Consider the following 20,989-nt stretch of genomic DNA (forward strand, 5'->3'; position numbering starts at 1 on the left):
CTCGGCCGGTTGACCCCGATCGAATTCGAAACCATCATGTCCCCAGCAGCCCGACAGGCTGCCTAACCACTGTCACCCGATCCTGCAGCAGCCCCCTGTGCTCGTTACTTTCCTTGTCGGCGTGGGAATCTTGCTGGCTGGCGGCATAATGTTCGGCGGCTTCTGCGCTGCATTGGTGTGGGCTGTCACGGCCGATCGGCGTAACGGTGGTTACCGCTGTCGCGGTGAGAGCCGGGCATAGCTTTTCGAATCTACGGTCTGGCGGCGGTACTGCCAGCAGCCTGAACTCGCACGAAATTCAGTGCGCCGGTGATGCTGAAATGTTCGCGGCTCTCGATCTTCGGCTCGGGTGTGCGACCAGATCACCAGAGCTCCCGGTGAAGCACACGGGCCAGAGTTCGTGGGCTCATCGCGAGGGGCAGGATGAGCGGGGTCGGGTCGAAATTCGCGTGCCGTCGGCGCACTTTGTCACCGTCGAGGGTGATGCGGTCGACGGAGATCCATTCCACGGGCCGACGACCGATCGTGCCGTACAAGCGCAGTTCGATGAACAGCACATCGCCGCGGTATGCCCAGCTGATCACCTCACCACGCAGGTCCGGGATGATCGCGAAGGTGCGTTTCAACCAACGATCAATCTTCTTGTGGCCGATGACGTTTCGACTGAACGGTTGAATCAGTTCCGCGTCGGTGTGGACCAGCGTGATGAGGCGTTCGAAGTTCGGGTCCGCCCAGGCGTCCGCGAAACGCTTCACGAACGTCTCGACAGACACGAGCGTGTTATTCGACATAATCTGTTGCTCCCCTGGGTAATTGCCGAACCTTCGGTCGGTCGGCACTGGTCCGTATCGTTGCCGACATGGCCTCCGCCGCGCTGTCAGAAACGTGCCATCCAGCTCCGCCGCTACTGGTGTGGTTGCGGCTGGGACATGCGGTGAGCGTGGGAACGTCGCTGGAACTGGACACTCATTCCAGCGCGCTGGCGTGTCTGGGCGTCGGGGTGGACGAGCCGTTCACCGTTCGGCCGGACGGGTATCCGGATATCACCGCACGCAGCTTCCTTTTTCGAGCCCGCGAGCGACACAAGCTGGTTCGGAGCACGGGCCGCTTGCTGTTCTGTTACTTCGATCCGACCTCGGCGCGAATGACCCGCAGCCTCGGGGGCATGCGGCGCACCGTGTTCGGGTTCGGGATCGATCACCACAGAGAAGCCGAACTCATCGAGCTGTGCAATCGTCCCAGCATGGACGTCGACCGTGTGCTGGAGCTGGCAAGTGTTCCTGGGGTCAGGATCCACGACCAGAGAATCATGTCGGCGGCCAACATCATTCGGGCCGATCCGGCACGCCGATTCCGGGCGGCGGAACTGGCCGCCGAGGTGGGTTTGTCACAGGCCTACTTCCTGCGGCTGTTCGCCGAGCAAACCGGGACCAGCTTGCGTCGCTACGTGCAATGGGCGCGCATGTTGCGCGCCGCTCACGGTTATCTATCGGGCCACGACGCCACCCGATGCGCGATAGACGCAGGGTTCTCGACACCGTCGCACTACACCGACGTTTTCCACCGCATGTTCGGATTCACTCCGACCCACCTGGCACGCGTGGGCGCACGGCTCCATATCGACGACCACTATGACTGACCTTCCACCACGCCGGAACTGGCTCGGTGGCAGCCGAATTCGCGATTACGACAACCATCCTGCTGCAAGAACCCATCGCTCGACAGTCCCGTGTGCGGTCACCATCGGTTCCCGATAATGTTGCGCGAGTGGGTATCCCAGCCGGTGCTGCCCGAGTGGTCGGCGGTCCCGTCGCCGACGTTTCTGCAGTAGCGCAGATGACCGTCGGGTTCAACCCCGATGATGTCCCCGGCTGACCACGCTCGAATCCCGCTATCCGGAGATCGGTGACGACGGTCTGGTATTGGCGTTGGTCCGTGCGCAGAGAGGTGAACGACCGCTCGTGACCGTCACGACCCGAGACGGGCGCGAAGAGAGTGACTACCGCGAGGAGTAGGCCGCACGAGCTGCCACTGGCTGAGTACAACGACGGCAACCTGGGTCGTCGGGATGTCGTGTCGGTGAAATTGGAAGTACCAGTGCGTCATTCATGTCGGTACATTCGTGGGCAGGGTGCCAATGGGGAGGGACTATGGTCGGCGAGACCGTTACCACGCTGTACGACTATCAACTGGCGATGCTTCACCCGATGAACGCAAGCGCCCCGGCCCAGGCCGCGCAGCTACTCGACCGCATCGGCGCTACTCCGGTTGAAACCGCGATCGCCGAGAAGCGGTGGTTCTACGGAGAGGCCGTCAACAACTTCCGGTCGATCGATGAGTACGTAACAGCTTGGGGCGCACCGGTATACGAGCGGATCGACCACCCTCGCGATCGCGAGGTGCGGTATGCGGCATGGGATCTCACGTTCTGGCCGGAATTACAGCTTGAATTCATGGAGATCAATCGCGGGTACAACATATTCCGGCGATTGTTGCGCAGATCCGACCTGCCGCCCCCGCGGATCGAGTCCATCGCTGATCTGACGCCCTGGTCGTGCACATCCGAGGAACTGCAAAACTCGAGCCTGGGCCCGATCGATTACGTCGACGGCTTCGGTGCGGTCGGAGACGTGGCGGTCTTCACCGCCGCTGACCCCGACACCGGAGATCAACGCCCGTACTTCGTCTACATCGATTGGGCCCTGGTTCAATCGGTCGAACCGGCACCGCGCTGGTACACCGACAAGCATCGCCCCGCGTGATGACCTACGACCGCCCGCATCGGATCGCCACGACCACAGGTGCGGATGGTGACCGATTGCCCTGGCATGCTCGGTGAGTATGACGACCACAGGCCACTCGGTGCCGCCCGACGATGGCGATGAACAGCAATTCATCGAGTTTGCCCACACCTACAACGGATACGTGATCTTTGGCAACGCGGAAGACCTTGCCGCGGCGGTGCGGACAGTACGGGTGGCCTGGGATGAGACCGGCGAGTTGCCGAGCGATCCGGACCTGCTGCGGGGATCCCTGTTCCTCGAGGTCAGAAGTCATCGCCATCGTGGTGACGAGGAACCGTTCAACGAGCTTGCATTCGTTCGCGCGTTAGTCGGCCGAATCCGGGAAGTCTCGGGTGGAAGCGTGGATTAGAGCTCGGCCGACCATGCCGTACTCGGCATAAACCTGTGTGCGGATGACGCGCCGAACTATCAGGACCCTATGCGGCGCCGCACCGCGCGATACGCGATCGCAAGCAGCGATGCCACCGCGGCCAGCGCCAGGCCGAGATATGCGGGCCAGCGGGGACTGTCGCTGACCGCCCTGTCACCACGGACCCGGACGGCAATATTCTGACCGGATCGATGGTCTCCCGTGACTCCGTCGAGAATTCCGGCCCCGCTGCGGCCGTCACCGAATATCCATGTGCCAGCGCAGATATAACCGTAGCGGGGACGGTCCGGGTTACGGAGCCAGCAGTCACGCACCCGAGCGGTAACGGGCTCTCCGCGGTAGTAGGTCACGATGCTCGGAGCGGAAATGAGGCCGATTCCAGCGAACCCGACCAGAACCACGATGACCGCCGTCATCAGTCCCCGCGGCCAGTTTCCGCATCCGCCCCACCGCGTCATCAGTCACCGCACACCCCGCGGGACCCAAGCTCCCGCGTCATCGTCGGAGCGCTTTGCCGGACAATGCATACGGCCGGTGAATCACATTGATCGCGTACACGAACATCGCCGCAGCGACCACGAACGGGAACCAGGCGAGCGCAAATTGCCCGAGCGAGACAAGCACCACGCCACACCCCACAGCGACCAGGCCGAAGACGACCAGCACACCTGCACCCACGACCGCCAGCACCCACACCATCCGCTGCCGCCTCGCAGTCACCACGCGCAGTCCGGCGCTTTGCTCCCCCTCCGAGTTCATTGAACCGATGTTAGCGAGCGGACCAAGGCAATAGGGTCAGCACCGGTCTTGTTGCCGCACAACGTCACTGTCGCACCCGGGATTGTGACCAGTTCGGTGCAGTCCTTGCCATCTTGCACCAAGGCTGAGGCACCGCATCGCGATATTCGGTGACTCAACACACCACAATCGACAGTTCAGTGCGTTCGGCCAGTCCCGGATCGCCACGGCCGATTGACCTTCCATCGCACCGCGCCGGCCGGGACTGTAAGAACAACGGCTCTGGCTCACTTTCGGTGGTGGTTGAGCCAATGAGGTTAGGCCAGCAGGATTCGGTGCCGGAGTAGGTCGAATCCCGCTCGACCGTACATTTGTCGTTTGATCAGTTTGGTTTTCGTGTTGACGCCTTCGATCGGGCCGCTGCTGTAGGGCAGGGTCAGGCCCGCGACGACGGCGTCGTGGTCTTGATCGACGCCGGTGAGGATCGGTTCGAGTTCGATGAGGCCGGCCGCTCGGACCTGTTTGATCCAGCAGTCGATTTCGATGCCGCGCCGGTTGGCCATGATCGGGGCGAACTCGTGCACGAGCTGCGCGAGAGCGGTGAGTTCGGGGCAGGCGGCCAGTAGTTCGTCGAGGTGGGCGCGATGCTGATCGGGCAGATCGGCCGGGCGGGTCATGATCCAGCTGGTCAGCCGCTTGGGCGGGGGCAGGATGCGGTCGCTGAGATGGCGTCCCTGGTTGAGGTATTTGTGCAGCAGGTTCAGGCTGCCGGCGTAGCCGAGGGTTTTCAATTCGGCGAACAGGTGCGCCACCGCAACGCCGGGTTCGGCGGCGCGGCGGGTTCTCAGGTGATCACGGTAGGGATCGACCAAACAGGCACGATATTGCGGCGGTCGGCGCAGCCGATCCGGTTGCGGGACTCGGGCATAGCGTTTGACGGTGTTGAGGCCCAGACCCAGCCGCCGCGAGCAGTCCAGCAGCCCGACGCCTTGGCCGAGCAGAGCATGGATATCGTGCCAGCGCTGCAAAGTTGTTGTCTCTCTGGTCAATTGCTGGCGTTTGGGCCCGGCCTCGGCCCAGCAGACGCTGTGGGCGACGACCGCTTTCTCGACCACTCGGCCCAGGCCGTTCCATAGATGCCAGCGGTCCGATGCCTGCATCACCCCGGGCAGGGCGCGGCGGGCGCCTTCGGCATAGGCGGTGGAGCCGTCGCGGACGATGACCTCGACACCGGGATGCTCGCAGAGCCAGGTGCGCAGCGATTGGGATTTGCGATCGGGCAGCACGTCGATGCGTTGGTGGGTGGCGGCGTTGATCAGTACGGTGGCGTAGTGCTGGCCGCGGCGCAATGCGAAGTCGTCCACGCCCAACGCTTTGGGCGTCGACCATCGCGGCACCGGGATCCGCATCAGAATCCGGATCGCGGTGTGACGCGACAATCGAACCGGCAGCGCCGCGAGCAGTCGGATACTGGCACGGCCGGCCAGCTCCCGCACCACGGACCGGACCGCACAGGTCAGGCGCGCAGTTCGACGCTGATAGCGCTCCAAAACCCCGGGCACCTGCTCGCGGAAAGTGTTGCGGCAGCCCAGCGTTGAGCACACCAGCCGACGCGCTCGCACCAACACCACCACAGCCCGACCATCCAACGGCACATCGGCCACGATCCGCTGGTGATACCCGTGCACCCGGGCAGACCGCACCCCACAACCCGGACAAGCCGCCGAACCACCCGGCGTCCGCGCCTGCACCAGAATCCGGCCGCCCTCATCGACGACATCCTCCACCACCAGCGGATCCAATCCCGAAAACACCACGGCAGCAAGCACATTCACCTCACCCACCGCAACATCGTGCCGTCAGAGCCCCTCCGTCACCACCGGAAGTGAGCCAGAGCCGTTATCTGGACAGACCCGTCTTCGGCCGTATCTTGATGCGGTGCTTGCTGAAATACTGACCGTGCAGGACATGGGTCGATGATCATGAACGCCGATGAACGTGCGACCACGCAGGTGATACACGCTCTGGCGGTGCTGGCGGACAAAGGCATGCTCGACGAGCCGTGCTGGCCCGGTATCGCGCAAATCCTTCTCGATCAGGGATTCCGATGGCCGGCCATCGGTGATCTCGCCGCACTCGACGATCCGACCGAGTACCGGGTTCTGCTGATGTTGAACGACCTTGCCGCGCAGACGGGGCGAGATCTCGCCGATGGCCCGATCTCGGATCCCTGGGATGTGGTCGCCGGAATCTATGGACGTGCCTGGCGATTCGGGCTGCTCGACGAAACTTTGGCGATGTGGCGGATGGATCGGGTCTGCTTCCATCTTCGAGGGCTGCCCGATGATGAACGCTGCCTCGGCAGGAGGCTTCTGCGGCGGGCGATGGGGGTCAAGGAAGCCGACGGCGAATTTCCTTCCGCGGACGTTCCCGCCCAAGCCGAAGCCGTTCTGGTCCAGGCTGATTCCCTGCTCGCGCAACGAGCGCTGAGTTTTGCGCTGTGCGAGGCGATCCGGGCAGCCATGGACGATGCCGCGTACTGAAACGTGCGTGGCTTCGGACCTCGCACTTCTGACAACTGATGGGAATCTGGGCAACCGGTGAGTTGGGCACGTTCACCGAATCCCCACTGCGCGAACCAATCAGCATCAGGTTGTCGATCGGCCGTCAGACTGTGGACGCGGTGCCAGCCGCCAGATCCGCGCATAGCAATCCAGTCTCCACCGCTGCGACCGACGATACGTCCAGCGGGAGCTCGAGGTGCGAAGATCAGCCGGTGAAACGAGCCTTGGCCGGGATGGCGATCGTGGTGAGTGTGTGTGCGGCAGGGGCGAATTCAGCCCACGCGGAACCGGTGGATGACGCGGTGCAGGTGCTGCGGGCCGCGCTCGGTGAGGGTGTGGGCGGGTTGGGGTACCCGGGGGCGATCGGGCTGATTCGACGTGGGGATCAGGTCCGCCGGGTGGGGGTGGGGGTGGGTGATCTTGTCGCCGGAACCGCAGCGGATCCGGGTGCACCGGTGCGCATCGGGAGCATCACGAAAATGTTCGTGGCCACTGTGCTGCTGCAACTGATCGGGGAAGGCAAGGTTGGCCTCGATGACACCGTGGAGCGGTGGCTGCCCGGAGTCGTGCGGGGCAACGGCCATGCGGGGGAACGGATTCGAGTGCGGCATTTGCTCGAGAACACCTCCGGATTGGTGAGCTACGACCGGGATCCGGTGTTCTCGGCGTTGTATGCGGCCGATGTGGACCCGGCTCGGGTGTGGGAGCCCCGTGAGCTGGTGCAGATCTCCACCGCGTCACCGCCATACGCCGACCCGGGAGTCAAGCAGGTGTACTCGAACACCGACTTCGTTTTGGCAGCAATGGTGATCGAAGCGGCCACAGGGCGCAGTGCCGAAGCGGAAATCCAGTCGCGGATCGTGACGCCATTAGGGTTGCGGCACACCTTCTTTCCGCGCTCCCCGGAGGCTGGGCCCGACTGGATGCGCGGATACTTTCTCGTACGGGATGTGTCGATATCGAACCCGACAATCCACGGTGCTGCCGGGGCGATGGTGTCCACCCTCGATGATCTGGCGGTGTTCGCAGGCGCGCAGCAGGATGGCCGACTGCTCGCGCCCGCACAACTATCACTGTTGCGCAGCACCTTTCACGAGCAGGGGCGCGATACCGGATTCGCGATGGGGATCTATCGCTGGGACAGCCCCTGCGGGCCGGTCTGGCTGAAATACGGTGCGGTACTGGGATATTTCAGCGCCGTGGCTACCTCCGATTCAGGGGACAAACAGGTGGTATTGGCAGCGAACGAGTACCACCTGCTGTCGGATTCGCCGAGCGTTCTCCACCTGGCGGCCGCCCTGGAGCGGGTGTTCTGCACGTTCTGAGCCGGTCAGCACGGCGGATCGTACGCTCGGCCCGGCACATAGGTGTGCCATACCTCGGGGGTGAGCACATCCCGCGTCACCTGACAGATGCGTTCGACCGCGGTCGCGGGATTCAAGTCCAGTACCAGCAATTGGCTGAGCAGGCCGACTCCCACGACGAGCCCGCGGGCGGGGACCATCCCCGCGAACAACATCCCGGTGACGACTCCGGGATCAACGAGGGATGGCCCGATGGCGGTGGGATTGGATCGATCCCGCGTGTTGTAGAGGCGGATGCTGCCATCCGAGCCGCTGATCACCATCAGTCGCCCATCGGGGGTCATATCGGCGTTGGTGACCGTGACGCCGTCGGGCGGAGCGATCGCACCGAGCTTGGTGACATTGTTGTGATCGCTGACATCCCAGAGCTGAATGGCCTTGCGGGTCACCGTGATCACGGTGCGCTGATCGTAGGGCAATGTCCCTTTGTAGATGGGTGCGGAGGGATCGCTCGGAATCCGCAGAATTTCCCGCTGCCGAGCTGAGTCGGTGATCTCCCATACCTTGGCGACGGCCTCGAGATCACCGGACGCACTGCGATCCTGCCCGCCGGACAGGAGCAGACTCCCGTCGCTGTTCGATACCGTGCCGAGGGATTTGTCGGTGAACAGGGGTTCGGAGATCGGGGTGCCGAGCAAGCGTGGTTGTTCGGGATTCGCGATATCCCAATACTGCACCCTGGTCACGTTGAAGATCGCGTCGTCGCGAAACCGAATGTCGACGGTGACCAGGCGGGAGCCTTCGAGGAAACTCGCCGAGGAAGCCTCCGAGAATTCATGCAGCACCCGGTATCTGGCCGGGTCGGAGATATCGATGAGCTGCACGGGTTGGTGGCGGCCCTGTGGCGTGGCCACAATCATGCGGCCGTCGGCACTGATTTCTCCGGAACCGCCGGGCATGGTTCCGAGCTGGCGAGGCGTGGTGGGGTCCGACATATCCCAGACGCGCAGTTCGTTGCCGTCCCAGCCGGTGATCATGCGCTGTCCCGCGGAATCGAACATCGAGGGGATCAGATCGGTGGTCAACCCACCCACGAAACCCGGTGCGGGTGACCAATATTGGACGATTCCGCTGGCATCACCGGCGATCAGATGCCGCCCGTCGGCGGTGAACGTCAGCGACCGTGATCCGCTCAGACAGATGCCGGACGGGTCCAGGCACGTGTTCATACCGTTGCGCAGAGCAGGCCCGAGCGCGACCGGGCGCGCCGGATCGGCGACGTTCCACAGCCGGGCGCCATCGTCGGTGCCGATCGCGAGCCTGCGCGCGTCCGGGCTGAAGGCGAGCGACCACAGACCCGAGCGCACCGACAGTGAGACGGACGGCCCCAATGCCTTGGGTCCGGTATCGGTGAGTGACCACAACCGCACGCGGGCTTCGGTGAGCATGCCCATATCGATGGGGGTGCCACCGTGTCCGATGGCCACGGTGGCACCGTCGGGGCTGAAGGCGACCGCGTCGACCCGGTGTGCGGTGTCCTCGACGGGAATCGCGACGGGCGCGGCGGGGCGATCGAGCTGCCACACCAGCACCGAAGAGCTGACACCGGCGGCCGTGGTCGGTATGAACAGGGTCGGGCCGCCGGCGTCATTGCTTGCGGTGACGAGGCGATTGCCGTTGGGAGAGAACGCCAGTGAGCGGACCGGGGCAGGAGTGTTCAGGACCTCGCCCCGGATCGGGGTGGCCGGCGTGGCGAGGTTCCACAGGGTGACGGTGTGATCAGCGCTGGCGGCCGCCAGGGTGCGCCGGTCGTGGCTGTATGCCAGGCGCAGGGTTCCTGTCCCGCTGGCGAAGGTGGCACCGAGCGGTTCGGGTCGTGCCGGATCGCTGATATTCCAGAGCCGAATGAGTCCCGAATCCGTTCCCACTGCCAGGATTTCACCACTGAGGAAGGTGACCGCGGAGATAGCGGCAGCGTCTCTCGGGAAAGTCGCCACCTCTCGCGGTTCGGGTGTGGCAGTCCAGAGTTTGACGGTGTGGTCCGCACCGGCCGAGGCGATCAGTGCCCCACTCGGATCGATCGCGACATCATTGACCAAGTCCTGGTGCCCGCGTAAGGGCGTGGCCAGGGACACGGTTTGCGTGCGCAGTATTCGCGTTTCGATGGCGGGATCGTGGGGGCGTAGATGGTCCGCGACCAGGGTCAGCTGAGCGGCGAGCGAGGGGTTGGTGGTGTTCACACCGTCAGCGGTGGTGAGGATGTCCGCGACGAGCCTGTCGGTTTCGCGTTGGGCGGTGAGCCTGCTCTGAAAGTAGGCCAGTGAGGACAACGCGAGCAGCACCACCACCGCGACTACCGCGGATCCGCGCAGCAGCAGTTCCCGTCGTCGGCTTCGCTGATGGGCGGTGGCGGCCGCGGTCAGGAATTCGCGGGCGGTAGGGGTGATCGGTGCGTGCTCGGTGTGTTCGAGCAGCGAGGCCAGCCGAGGCCCGGGATACAGCAAGAACGGATCATGGTGGGCGGCAGCCCATTCCGTGGCATCGATTTCGAGTCGCTGGCGGTCGAGATGGGCCGCGCGGTCCTTGTCGATCAGCTCACGCAGCAGCGGCCAGACGTCGAGCACGATCTCATGGGTGAACGACACCGAGGTCTCGTCCATGATGATCAAGCGGCTGGACACCAGCGTGTCGAGCGCGGCGCGAACCTCGGCCCGGTCGATGTCGGGGATCTCGGTGATCGCCCGGACTCGACGCGTATCCCTGCCGTCGTGGCCGACATTGACCAGCGAGTACAGAATCGCCGTGGCGGCGTGATGCTGTGCGGGGTCGAGTGACTGCCAGGCGTGGTCGGCGGTCGCGGTGACCGATCCGGAGATGCCGCCGACCGTGCGGTACCCGGTGAAGGTGAGTACCCGGCCCTTTCGCTGTTCCCATGTGGCGGCCATGACGTGGGACAGCAGCGGCAGCAAGCCCGCACTGTACTGGTGATCGTGGCGCCCGTAGTTCATGTCACCCAGTTCACGGATCACCAGCTCGCGCAGTCCGGGTTCGAGGGTGAGCCCACGCACCTCGGCCGGCCGGTCGATCGCCTGCTCGAGTTCGGCTCGGGTCATCGGCCCGAGCGGATAGGTTCGCGTACCCAACGCGGTGAGCAGGATCGGGTGCTCCATGCAGTGGGCGTAGAAGTCGGCGCGGATCGCGAGCAGAACCGTGACCGGCGGTGTGCCGGTGGTGGGTTCGGTGAGTGAGCGCAGGGCATCGATGTAGGCGACGCGCTCGGATTCAGTGGTGACCGCGCTGAACAGTTCCTCGAATTGGTCGATGACCAGCAGCCGCCGCTCACCTTCCCAGGCCAGCGTGAGCAGGGTGTCGCGGGTGGACCGTGCCGGGCTCACAACCTGTGTCTGCCAGTGCTCAGCGATGAGTACCGGGATCAGGCCCGCCTGCACCAGAGAGGACTTACCCGCCCCGGACGCGCCGACCAACGCCACGATGCCGGGGCCCGCCTTGACCAGTTCGGCCAGCTCGGCGGTCGCGGCGTCGCGTCCTGCGAACAGCGCGGTGTCCGCGCCGGTGTACTGCGTCAGACCCGGGTAGGGACATGTGTCGGTGTCCGCGGCAGCGGTGACCGCTCGTTCGGCCACACACGATTTCCACAGCTCCCGCCATCTGCCGATCTGCAGCAGGCTCGCGTCAACCCCCGCCTCACGGGGCACCCTGTCGATCAAGACCAACAGCACTCGATGCAGCGGATCCCATTTGGCCGGAACGTTTTTCCCTGACCGCCAGTCACTGATCCGCTGCTCGGAGACCTCGTACTGGCGCGAATCCTTCGGAAAGCGAGTGTTGGCCGTTGCCGCCAGCTGCTTGAGCGTCGGATTGCCCGCCGCGAGATAGAGCTGGCGGAGCCGTTCGGCGAACAATACCCGCGAGGACCGTCCCGCCCCTGTGGTCGTGGAACCCACTACACCCCTTGGTTTTACGAAGTGCCCAGCCTAGAACATTCGCGCTCGATCCGGCTCGAGCGGGACCCATTCCTCCGTTCCGGAGAACTCACATCCCTTGCGTGAGCTGCGAATTCGACTGATTCCGCAGGACCGCTGCTCGATCGCGACGCGGGCTTCTTCCTACAGTTCGCTCATGCCTTCCGGACCCAGAAGTAAGGCTCTCCGCGGGTCCGGAACCGGGGGAACCGAGCCAGGAAAGAGGTTGTGCGCGTGAACGCTTCGATGACTCCCCCACACCAGGACGCGTTGCCGAGCGAGGCGGGGACTCGGCTGTTCGTTCCACAGGCTCCCCTGGGGTGGGAGTTCATTCCCCCCGCGCCGCCGTCGGTATCGCCGCTGCTGAACCACCGCCCACAGCTGATACCGCCGCGAGTCCCTGTCGCGGGGGCCGCGGCAGGATGGATTATCGCCGTGCTGATGACCTGGTTCTGCTGGCCCCCGGCATGGGGCAAGCACGCCTATCCCGCGGACCCTGGGGAACCGAACTACCAAGGAGTGATGGTCGCGCTGCCAGCCGTGCCACTGGTCCTGATGTACGGCATCTACGTGATCCGCCTGATGCTCTTCCGGCGGCAGCGGAAGTCGAACCGGGCCAAGTTCGAGTCCGCACACCAGCGGTGGGTAGCACAGGTCGCCGCCCATGATCGCGCCGAATATCAGCGCGTTCGGCGCGCACGGGTGTGGTTCCCGGTGTGTCCGACCAACGGCACGGCACGGCTCGACGTGTTCGGTGGGACCCCGCGGGGTTGGTCGGCGATGGTGACGACCATGTGCGCTTCGTTGCTCACCGCGGGTGGACGGGCACTGATCCTGGACTTCGGCAACCATCACACCGCGAACGACCTCCGATCGCACGCTCATGCTGGCGGGCACTCGGTGCAAGCATTCGCGTTCTCGGACAACACCACTCACGCGGACCACGGCGAGGCGAACATGCGGACGCCGCACTCTGACACAGACCACCTGCTGCAGGGACTCTCAGGTGAGCAGGTCGCCGAACTGATCTCGGATGCGGTGCATTCCCTGCGCGGATCGGTCCCGAACTCGGGAAACGACACCCGCAGTTCAGGTGTGCGCCTGATCCAGGCGGTGTGTGAACGCCTCGAAGCCCCGATCACCTTCGCACGTATCGAAGCCGGACTCGGTGTGCTGCTCGAGACCTACGATCCACAGTCGCAGAACCTGCTCTCGGACAACGAATTCGCGCACCTGAGCACCCTCGCGCACACAGTCGGCGAAACCGAGATAGTCAACGATGAACTGCATCTGCTGGCTGAGTTGACCGGGCTCGCCACCGGCCGATCATCGGCCGTAGAGCCCGAGACGTTCGCGACGCTGTGGCCACCGGCCGGGCTCGCGATCGTGGCGAACGACGTCGCCGATCGCCGCCGCAAGAACTTCCTCGACCTGCTGGTGTTCCATCGTCTCCTCCACGACATGCGACTCCAGGACACCCCGGTCTCGTACCTGGGCAACCGGATAGACCCCGACGTCATCGTCATCGCGGGTGTGGCGAGCCTGGGGGTGAGCGACCTCGATGCCTTGTCCCGCCAGGCTCATCGTCTCGGAGTTCGGCTGGTGTTGCTGATCGAGCACCTCCGCGAGGATCTGCGCGCCTTCCTCGGCGAATCGGACAGCGTCACCTGTTTCATGCAGTTGAACAACCCGCACGCGGCCGCGATCGCCACCGAATTCATCGGTGCGGGGATCACGTTCGTACTGTCCGAGCTCACCGAACAGGTCGGCACATCCCACCGCACGAGCACCGGCGTGTCCCACAGCCAGAGCATGCCGGCACCGACGCTGATCGAAAATCTCTCCAATCTTCCACCGACAGTGACGGGTCGGGGCAGTTCGGTATCGACCGGCTATTCCCCGGGACAGTCCAGAGACACCAGTTGGATTACCAGCCGCGTCCATGAATATCTGGTCGAACCCGCTGTGATGCAGCGCCTTCCGCCGACGGTGTTCGTGATGGTGGAATCGGGCCCGCGGGGGCGGCGGGTAGTCGTCGCGGACTGCGACCCGTCGGCGGCTCTGCGCGATGGTGTCGCACTGAGTCCGCGTCGTGCGGCGGCACTAGCGATGAATTCCACGGCCCGCTGTCGTCTGATCGGGTAGAAAGATCACTCTCGAAACCTGCGAAAGAGCCAACTATGTCTGTATCAGTGCTGGATATGTCGATGTCGCTCGACGGGTATATCGCGGATTCCGATGACTTCCTCGGCGGCGAGGACGGTGAACGATTGCACCGATGGGCCGAAGAGACCGCCGCCTCCGGGCCACACGTCCAATTCCAAGAGGAGTGGAACGCCGCGGGCGCGGTGTTGTCGGGACGGCGGACCGCGGAGCTGATGGACCACTGGGGTGGCGATCACAACGGCCAACCGATCTTCATACCCAGCCATCGCCCGCCTTCACCGGCCGCTCGCTGGGGTTATCCATTGGTGACCTATGTGCAAGACGGCATCGAAAGCGCGATGGCACAGGCGAAAGCTGCTGCCGGGGAGCGGAACGTGCAAATACGCGGCGGCGCTTACACTGTGCGCGAGGCGTTGTCAGCGGGGGTACTGGACGAACTGCAGGTTCATGTGATTCCGGTGTTGCTCGGTCGTGGACGCCGCCTGTTCGATGTGTTGCCCTCGGAGATCGAACTCAACGTCGTCGAGGTGATCAATACGCCTGCGGCGACGCATATTCGGAATCGCGTCCGACGCTGAATTCAGCCCGCTTTCCCGCCGCGAGATCGAAAGACCTACATCTGGGGAGATGAGGAAACCCGCCACGGGCGGTCGCGCACGAACATTTGGCAAGGCCCGCTCTCATGGGAGAACTTGCGGGGCAACGGAATAACCGGTCGGACAGTTTGCCCCGCACTACCATCGCCGTGTCATCACAGTCGGCTCCCATCTGGATGCACCGACCTATTGCCAGCGCTATCGCCCCACGGCCCGCCAGAGCGAAAGCGAGGAGACATGATCTGCGGTGGTGCGGCCACCACCAACTCGTTCGCGCTGTACGAGTGCACTACCCCGGAACCCCTACTGACGAAATCAGTCGCGAAGCGAGGTGACCAGCAGCGCAATCCCGGTCCCGGCGAACAGGACGGTGACCCCCGCCAGGACGAAGAACTCGAAATCCGGTTCCGCCCCGTTGGCAAGCAGGCTCGGCACGAACACTCCGAGCGGCACAGCTCCGGCGAACGACCACGCCCCCAGCCGGAAAGCCCCCATGAACACCCCCGCCGTCTCGAACCTCGCTGCCAGCGCCACCCCAACCCCCACGAACGCCAGCCACAGCCACCACCCCAGCTGCCCGGTCTGACGCGGGTCGTACGAATCAGACTGCCCGTCGATGACGATTCCGACGACCTGCCCCTCCCACAGCCGCAGCGTCGCCTGCCCGCCTTCACGGGCCTTCCCGAAGAGCTCGTCGTTCACCTCGTGCGAGTGCTTCTGCCCGTCGCGCTCCCAACTGATCTCGAGGTGATTCGTCGTGCTGGTGCTGATGGTCCCATCACTGTTGTGCTCAGTGGAAGTCGTTGTATACGTACGCTTCTCGGTTATCGTGACGACCTCTTCGTCGAAGCATCTCCCTACGTGCTTCTCACACGCCACCTGATGCCGATACTCCCGCGTCTGATGAAACGGATCCACGGTATGCACCAGCGCGAACACCACCAGGCCGACTCCGACCAGGAACACCAGCACCCGACCAAACATCGCCCTCCGACCAGCTTCCGATGGCGCGCCTACAGTAAGCTCGATCCCGCGCTCTCCCGAAGAGCCTCCAACACTACCGCCAAGCAAGGATCTTGCCGAGAATCCAACGAAGTTCGACATAACAAGACGTCGATATCCACACCGACCAACTCCTCGCCCTCGCAATACCGCGGAGCGGCAATTTGTGCTGACCACAACGAAATTCGACCGACTCGCGCGCAATACGGCCGAGGCCGGCGAGATCCTGACCGGTCCGCGCCAGCGAGATGCCCTGTTCGGGCTCGGCAACCAGATCTACGACTGGGCCGACCCGTTCGGCAAACCGTTCCTGAAAACCTCGCCATGCTAGTCGAATTCGAGGCCAACCCGAACCAGTTCGCCGAAATCGCGAGGGGGTTCAAAGGTACAGTGCGAGTTGATCATTCATGTCGCTTCCCGCGCTGGCCGTTCAGTCAGCGCGGTATGCGGCATACGGTTGCATTGGGAAGCCGCTGCCGTCCAACCGGTTTGGATGGCCGACCAACGCCCGGGTCGCGGCATTTCCGTACGTTCGGAGGTGGTCAGCGACCTGTGCCAGTGGACGTGGCGCGGCCGGTCCTTCGAAATCTAGATAGCCCGTCAAACAGTGGGACCGGCGGCAAGTTCTGCCGCCTTCTCTACCTTGGCCCGATGGCGCAGCCACCAGGACGGGTCGGTATTGGGCATGTTGTCGTTGCCGTCGACCAATCCCGCGACGCCGTCGATGAGTTCGCGGATGATGTCGGCGTGCCCGGCGTGCCGGTGGGTTTCGGCGATCACATGCACCAGGATCCCGTGCAACGTGACTGCCTGGTGCTCCTCGCTCCACCACGGAACCAAGCCCTGTGCGGTCAGATCCAGGGCCTCGATCGTGGCGTCCGAATGCGCCCAGGACCGACGGTAGAACGCGATGATTTCCCCACGCGACTGCTCCGCGGTGGCCCACATGTCGGCCGTCGGATCAGCATCGAAATCGTGCTGGGAGAGGGGTTCGTCGTAGGGACGAGCGAACGTGTCGCCGAAGTAGCCGAACTCGACCCCGCCCAGATGCTTGACCAAACCGAGCAGGTTCGTGCCGGTAGGAGTCATCGGACGACGAATATCGTACTCGGACAAGCCATCCAGCTTCCACAGCACGGCTTCGCGGGCTGAGCGCAGGTATCGATGCAAATCCGCTTTAGGGTCGGAGACAGTCACGCAGAACACCCTGCCAGCCATCCTGAATTTCGCGATCGATTTCGTTCGTAGTCAATGGAATTCCTTCGGCGGTGACGGTTGGCTGTCCAACCCGGCGCGAGCGGCGACTCCGCGCGCATCGGCAGAAAAGTGCTTCGGGAAGTGCTGACAGCCAACCGGTTTGGACATCCGACCGACGCGCGGGTCGCGGCAGAATAGGACGTTGTCTATGTACTCGCTCGGCACGCATAAGATCGTCGGCAGCCTTTGAAATACAGGTCGTTCATGCGGCGGAGCGATACCGGTTCAGAATGAGGGCTTCCGTTGCCCGGCTGGCAAACTCGACACCATGGGAATGTTCATACCGACCGACGTGCCATGGGACCGACCCACGGTCGCGACGATCCCGATTCCGCCGTTCGCCACATGGGACGACCACCGCGATTTCCTTCGTATGCTTCAGCCCTGAGGCCGGCGCGACGCTCGACAAGGACGGTTTCGTCGTACCACAGCCCGGCAGCGTCCCCAACCCGGGCGCTCACCTCCGGCCAGAGCAGAACTCGCAGCCCAGCCCCGACACCCAACCCGTTCCCATACCGCAGCCCGATACCCAAGCCGCCCCGGTACCGCAACCCCGTCCTGACACAGAATCGGTCCCCGTGCCGCAGCCGAACGACACGGTTCCCGTCGTTGCTCCAGTGCCCGCACCGGTTTCGCCAGCGGCTCAGCCCATCACTAGCTCTTCGGCATTGCTCAACGCGCTCACCGGAACCGGGCCCGCCCCTGCGGACATACAAGCCGGTACCCAAGCACTGCAACAGGCAGCCCGCACCACCCCCGACCCGAACGCGGCATTGCTGAGCGCATTGACCCAGGTCCAAGTCGACGCCACCACCGCAGCCGCGATCCCGCCTGTGCCACAAGGGGTTACACCTCCCGCCGCAGCGGGCTCCAACACTCGAGGCGGATCGAGTTCGGCGGTGTTGCTCAACTCCCTCCTCGGACTCGGACCGGCCCCCGCCGACATCCAGGCCGGGAGCCAAGCCATACAGCAGGCGGGTCAGAATTCCTCGGACCCGACCGCGGCGGTGGTGGGCGTGCTGACCAATACCCAGATCCAGCAACACACCACCAGCACAGCAGACACAGCCACCACGGTCACCTCGATCACCGGACCCGACGGGCACACCCGGATCAGCATTATGCAGCGTCCGGTCCTGGCACCGTCGTCGTCACTGCGGACACAAGACCCCGTCGATCCCAAAGCGCAAGCCACCCGCGACTGGGTGAGCGAAATGTGGCAGCTCGGCCTGCGCGCGAGCCGGTTCCAGAACAACCTGACCGGCGGTGGCGGCTGGTCCGAATTCACCCACAGCTGGAGCACACTTGCCCGCGGAGTGACCAGCTTGGGCCAAACCTGGTCGAGCCCGAACCCGCAACCCCGCGCCGACGCACTCACCGCCATGATCCGCTTGGACGATCTCAAAGAACACGGACCCGAGTACTGGCAAACCAAACTCAGCCTCGACCTCGGCGCCGGAGTCGCACTCGACGGTCCCACCGCCGCGCTCCTACGCGGCGGCAGCGCGGCTGCAAACGCAACAGAAAAAGCCGCCATCCAGGCTGGAAAGGACGTCGGTCAAGCGGTCGACCATCCCACGGCAGTCATCAAGTCCGAGGCGCCCACAGCTTCGATCGACGACAACCTGCCCGCACCCGATCGATCAGTCCTACCCACGTTCGAACTCGAAGGTCCACCGATCCCAGGATCAGGTACGCCGCATCCAGGTTTCGATCAGCCCTTCGATCCCAACACCCTCCCGAAATTCGACGACCTGAAGCTCTCACCCTCCCAGGTTGGTGACGGCGGAAACTACCCGAGCGTTAGTGCGCTCCGGGAAGCCGACCCGATACCACAGACCGGATCGAACGAGCTATCGTCCTGGGAGCAGCCAAATAATCCTCCGCGACCAATTGACCGGGGCGGAAGCTGGGATCAAAAGGTCAGAGACGGGTTGAAAGGCACCGCCGTCAAAGCCGATGATATCGAGACGGTCCTTGACGTCCTGGCCGTCCATCCAGCAGGCCAGGAGATTGCGGAGGCTATTGCATCCAACAGATTCAGGGAAATCGCCAATTTCTCACAGGTCATAGCAAGCATTAGAAAGAACGCCGACGCGTTTATAGCGGGTACTGCAAAGCCTGGAGAGGTGATGATTCCGGGTGCATTGGAACAGATCCGGCTAGCAGACCGTCTATTGGACAAAGGTTTCAAAGATCTCAGCTTCGAGATCAAAAAAGACTACGAAATCAAACCGGGAATTTTCACCGAGGAGCACACCGACTTGGATGTCATGGCTAGAGACTTCGCGGGAAACGTACACGGATGGCAGTTCAAAGTGGCCGAGTCAACTAGCCCAAAGAACGTCGTCGGCAAGATATTCAAGGGGCAACGTCAGCTGATAGAGTCCTACGCCGACTATCAGACGTTCGTAGTGGACGCGCCGGTATCGCTCCAAGATCTGGCGCCACACCTGGAGCGGCTCGAGAGAAATTTCCGAGATAATCATGTGCAAGTTATCATTCGCACACCCGACGGGATAGTATTCATACCGTCGAATGGAAAATTCATGCCAGAAGGAGAATTGTGATTACGGATATACCTGTCGCTCGTTGGACTTGGGGACGCGATCACGAAAGTATCGATACTGTCAGTCTGTGCATCCAGGACCTGGTGAAAGCATGTTTCGTACTTCTTGCTCATCGTCTAATGCCGGAAAGGGTCACAATTCTGATAAAGGTATCCGAAGCAGGAAAGCCAAGGAACTCTCTCTTCCGGGAAAAGTTCGTCGTAGATCTATCCGCACCTTTGGAGAAAGTTACGTCGCAACTCGCAGATAGAGTTAGCATAGGTCGGGCGGCTGGAGAAATTGGATCGGTAATGACGTCGGTCGAGTATGATCAGATCAATGAATATAGCCAAGCACCCATTCGCGACAATCCGCTACAGTTGACAACGGACGCCTATAGAGATTATATCACGACAAGTGTTGTGGCATTCTCGGATTCCTGGATGCAATATGATCTGATGGGTCGCGCCCAGCCTGACCTCTACTCGGTCAACCGGCCGCGTTTGGCTGCCGTGTTGAACGCCATCTCGGAGGTGCTGAATTCGGAGACCGACCCCGGCGACCCCACCCACTTCGGTATTCCGACCGATAGCGGAATTGAGAATTATTTCAATTCGGATGGCAATCCATCTAATGTATGGGAGCAGTACAAATCATGACGGTCTCATATTAGCGAGACACTCGGTTTCCGAAAAGGCCGCAGGTTTACCGTCGGCGCGACCGCATATCTCAAATGCGAATGCCGATGAAAGTGCGCACAAGAACGACACTCCAACACCTGCCTCAAAATGGTGATATGTCACTGTCAACTGTCTATGGCAAAGTCTCAGGACTTTGCCATAGACAGGCTGTCAACTCTTCGAACTGGCCTAATCCTCGGTCTGTGGCGGCGAATCACCAGCGTACGCTCAGGCGCTGGTCCCTGCCTTGAGCAGATGGTGCGGGAGATCGATGCCAAGCCGGGCCTTCGAGGGTGGCGTGGTCGATCGCTGGGCCGAGCGGCCGGTGACGAGGTTCGAGCGCAAGGGGACTGCCGCCGGCCGCGGCATCGCCGACCGGGCGCAGCGCGGATCGGGTAGGTCAGCTGCCCCCGGCGATGTTGACCAGCCACGAGGTCCCGAACCGGTCGACGCACATCCCGAACTCGTCGCCCCAGGGCTGGGTGACCAGCTCGACCGTCACGGTCCCTCCGTCCGACAGCGCCTGCCAGTAGCCGCGCAGCTCCTCGGTGTCGTCCCCGCCGAGGCTGATCGCGAGGTTGTTCCCGGGCCGCAACGTCTCGCCGGGCAGCATGTCGGCGGCCATCAGCGTGAGGCCGGACGCTGTTTCCAGCCGGCCGTGCATGACCTGGTCGCCGATGCCGTGGTCGTCGGTGCCGAAGTCGCCGAAGTGGTTGATCGTGAGATCGCCGCCGAACACGTCCTGGTAGAACGCGAGGGCGGCCGAGGCCTCACCCGCGAAGCTGAGGTAGGGGTTCAGTCGAGTGGTCATGGACCGACGATAGGGGCTCATCCCACTCCGGCGCGTTCCGTCGAACCCGCCCTGCCGAAACGCGCGGGTCGCGGCATGAGCGGATATCGGTGTCGGGCAAATTCTGTAGACTCCCTTCGGATTGCTCGATTGCCACGTCCGAGATCGAGCGGGTCACATAGCTAG

17 protein-coding genes are annotated in these 20,989 nt (G+C 63.3%); 10 read left to right on the plus strand and 7 right to left on the minus strand.

Annotation, left to right across the window (positions count from 1 at the left end):
- Window positions 1–362: 362 nt before the first annotated feature.
- Window positions 363–839, minus strand: a complete 477-nt coding sequence (locus AB0L82_RS43375) for a nuclear transport factor 2 family protein (protein WP_364651451.1) — start codon at window positions 837–839, stop codon at window positions 363–365.
- Between the two features lie 20 nt (window positions 840–859).
- Between AB0L82_RS43375 and AB0L82_RS43380 the strand changes: the two genes are divergently transcribed.
- From AB0L82_RS43380 to AB0L82_RS43390, 3 genes are all read left to right on the plus strand, one after another.
- Window positions 860–1,639 (plus strand): AraC family transcriptional regulator, encoded by a 780-nt coding sequence (locus AB0L82_RS43380; RefSeq protein ID WP_364651455.1) that lies wholly within the window; start codon window positions 860–862, stop codon window positions 1,637–1,639.
- 511 nt (window positions 1,640–2,150) lie between these two features.
- The gene (locus AB0L82_RS43385) at window positions 2,151–2,762 is read left to right on the plus strand and encodes a hypothetical protein (protein WP_364651457.1); all 612 of its coding nucleotides are present in this window, start codon (window positions 2,151–2,153) and stop codon (window positions 2,760–2,762) included.
- A gap of 79 nt (window positions 2,763–2,841) precedes the next feature.
- Entirely contained in the window at window positions 2,842–3,153 is a 312-nt protein-coding gene (locus tag AB0L82_RS43390; protein ID WP_364651460.1) for a hypothetical protein, read from the plus strand.
- Between the two features lie 516 nt (window positions 3,154–3,669).
- Here the strand turns inward: AB0L82_RS43390 and AB0L82_RS43395 are convergent.
- Together AB0L82_RS43395 and AB0L82_RS43400 are read right to left on the minus strand one after the other, a co-directional pair.
- Complete coding sequence (locus AB0L82_RS43395) at window positions 3,670–3,933, minus strand: hypothetical protein (protein ID WP_364651463.1); 264 nt, start codon at window positions 3,931–3,933, stop codon at window positions 3,670–3,672.
- A gap of 296 nt (window positions 3,934–4,229) precedes the next feature.
- Entirely contained in the window at window positions 4,230–5,726 is a 1,497-nt protein-coding gene (locus AB0L82_RS43400; protein ID WP_364651500.1) for an ISL3 family transposase, read from the minus strand.
- 162 nt (window positions 5,727–5,888) lie between these two features.
- Here AB0L82_RS43400 and AB0L82_RS43405 point away from each other — a divergent pair, with 162 nt between their 5' ends.
- Entirely contained in the window at window positions 5,889–6,455 is a 567-nt protein-coding gene (locus AB0L82_RS43405; protein WP_364651466.1) for a hypothetical protein, read from the plus strand.
- Between the two features lie 233 nt (window positions 6,456–6,688).
- The gene (locus tag AB0L82_RS43410; protein ID WP_364651469.1) at window positions 6,689–7,801 is read left to right on the plus strand and encodes a serine hydrolase domain-containing protein; all 1,113 of its coding nucleotides are present in this window, start codon (window positions 6,689–6,691) and stop codon (window positions 7,799–7,801) included.
- Window positions 7,802–7,806: 5 nt separating this feature from the next.
- Here AB0L82_RS43410 and AB0L82_RS43415 read toward each other — a convergent pair whose 3' ends face one another.
- A complete protein-coding gene (locus AB0L82_RS43415) occupies window positions 7,807–11,745 on the minus strand; it encodes a hypothetical protein (RefSeq protein ID WP_364651472.1) in 3,939 nt (1,312 codons plus the stop codon).
- 540 nt (window positions 11,746–12,285) lie between these two features.
- On the opposite strand from AB0L82_RS43415, the gene AB0L82_RS43420 reads away from it, so the two are divergent.
- Window positions 12,286–13,908, plus strand: coding sequence for a hypothetical protein (locus AB0L82_RS43420; protein WP_364651475.1), 1,623 nt, complete (start codon window positions 12,286–12,288; stop codon window positions 13,906–13,908).
- A 35-nt stretch (window positions 13,909–13,943) separates the two neighbouring features.
- Window positions 13,944–14,507 carry a dihydrofolate reductase family protein gene (locus AB0L82_RS43425; protein ID WP_364651478.1) on the plus strand — a complete coding sequence of 188 codons (564 nt, stop codon included), beginning with the start codon at window positions 13,944–13,946 and terminating at the stop codon, window positions 14,505–14,507.
- 333 nt (window positions 14,508–14,840) lie between these two features.
- Here the strand turns inward: AB0L82_RS43425 and AB0L82_RS43430 are convergent, their stop codons facing one another.
- Window positions 14,841–15,497: a hypothetical protein gene (locus AB0L82_RS43430; RefSeq protein WP_364651481.1), complete on the minus strand. Its 657-nt coding sequence runs from the start codon at window positions 15,495–15,497 to the stop codon at window positions 14,841–14,843.
- A 196-nt stretch (window positions 15,498–15,693) separates the two neighbouring features.
- On the opposite strand from AB0L82_RS43430, the gene AB0L82_RS43435 reads away from it, so the two are divergent.
- On the plus strand, window positions 15,694–15,858 hold the full coding sequence (locus AB0L82_RS43435; protein WP_364651484.1) for a hypothetical protein: 165 nt from the start codon (window positions 15,694–15,696) through the stop codon (window positions 15,856–15,858).
- Between the two features lie 269 nt (window positions 15,859–16,127).
- Here AB0L82_RS43435 and AB0L82_RS43440 read toward each other — a convergent pair whose 3' ends face one another.
- Window positions 16,128–16,724 carry a DinB family protein gene (locus AB0L82_RS43440; protein ID WP_364651487.1) on the minus strand — a complete coding sequence of 199 codons (597 nt, stop codon included), beginning with the start codon at window positions 16,722–16,724 and terminating at the stop codon, window positions 16,128–16,130.
- Window positions 16,725–17,362: 638 nt separating this feature from the next.
- On the opposite strand from AB0L82_RS43440, the gene AB0L82_RS43445 reads away from it, so the two are divergent.
- Complete coding sequence (locus AB0L82_RS43445; protein ID WP_364651490.1) at window positions 17,363–19,354, plus strand: hypothetical protein; 1,992 nt, start codon at window positions 17,363–17,365, stop codon at window positions 19,352–19,354.
- 290 nt (window positions 19,355–19,644) lie between these two features.
- Window positions 19,645–19,992, plus strand: coding sequence for a hypothetical protein (locus tag AB0L82_RS43450; RefSeq protein WP_364651494.1), 348 nt, complete (start codon window positions 19,645–19,647; stop codon window positions 19,990–19,992).
- A gap of 421 nt (window positions 19,993–20,413) precedes the next feature.
- Here AB0L82_RS43450 and AB0L82_RS43455 read toward each other — a convergent pair whose 3' ends face one another.
- Window positions 20,414–20,824 (minus strand): VOC family protein, encoded by a 411-nt coding sequence (locus AB0L82_RS43455; protein WP_364651497.1) that lies wholly within the window; start codon window positions 20,822–20,824, stop codon window positions 20,414–20,416.
- Window positions 20,825–20,989: the final 165 nt, after the last annotated feature.

This window comes from Nocardia sp. NPDC052001, from assembly GCF_040680615.1.
GTDB lineage: Bacteria > Actinomycetota > Actinomycetes > Mycobacteriales > Mycobacteriaceae > Nocardia.

What these genes read in the sequence shown, in the direction of transcription:
- AB0L82_RS43420 (WP_364651475.1), top strand. Translation starts at nt 12,286, where the DNA reads ATGGTCGCGCTGCCAGCCGTGCCACTGGTCCTGATGTACGGCATCTAC.
- AB0L82_RS43395 (WP_364651463.1), bottom strand. Translation starts at nt 3,933, where the DNA reads ATGAACTCGGAGGGGGAGCAAAGCGCCGGACTGCGCGTGGTGACTGCG.
- AB0L82_RS43390 (WP_364651460.1), top strand. Translation starts at nt 2,842, where the DNA reads ATGACGACCACAGGCCACTCGGTGCCGCCCGACGATGGCGATGAACAG.
- AB0L82_RS43385 (WP_364651457.1), top strand. Translation starts at nt 2,151, where the DNA reads ATGGTCGGCGAGACCGTTACCACGCTGTACGACTATCAACTGGCGATG.
- AB0L82_RS43405 (WP_364651466.1), top strand. Translation starts at nt 5,889, where the DNA reads ATGATCATGAACGCCGATGAACGTGCGACCACGCAGGTGATACACGCT.
- AB0L82_RS43380 (WP_364651455.1), top strand. Translation starts at nt 860, where the DNA reads ATGGCCTCCGCCGCGCTGTCAGAAACGTGCCATCCAGCTCCGCCGCTA.
- AB0L82_RS43455 (WP_364651497.1), bottom strand. Translation starts at nt 20,824, where the DNA reads ATGACCACTCGACTGAACCCCTACCTCAGCTTCGCGGGTGAGGCCTCG.
- AB0L82_RS43450 (WP_364651494.1), top strand. Translation starts at nt 19,645, where the DNA reads ATGACGTCGGTCGAGTATGATCAGATCAATGAATATAGCCAAGCACCC.
- AB0L82_RS43425 (WP_364651478.1), top strand. Translation starts at nt 13,944, where the DNA reads ATGTCTGTATCAGTGCTGGATATGTCGATGTCGCTCGACGGGTATATC.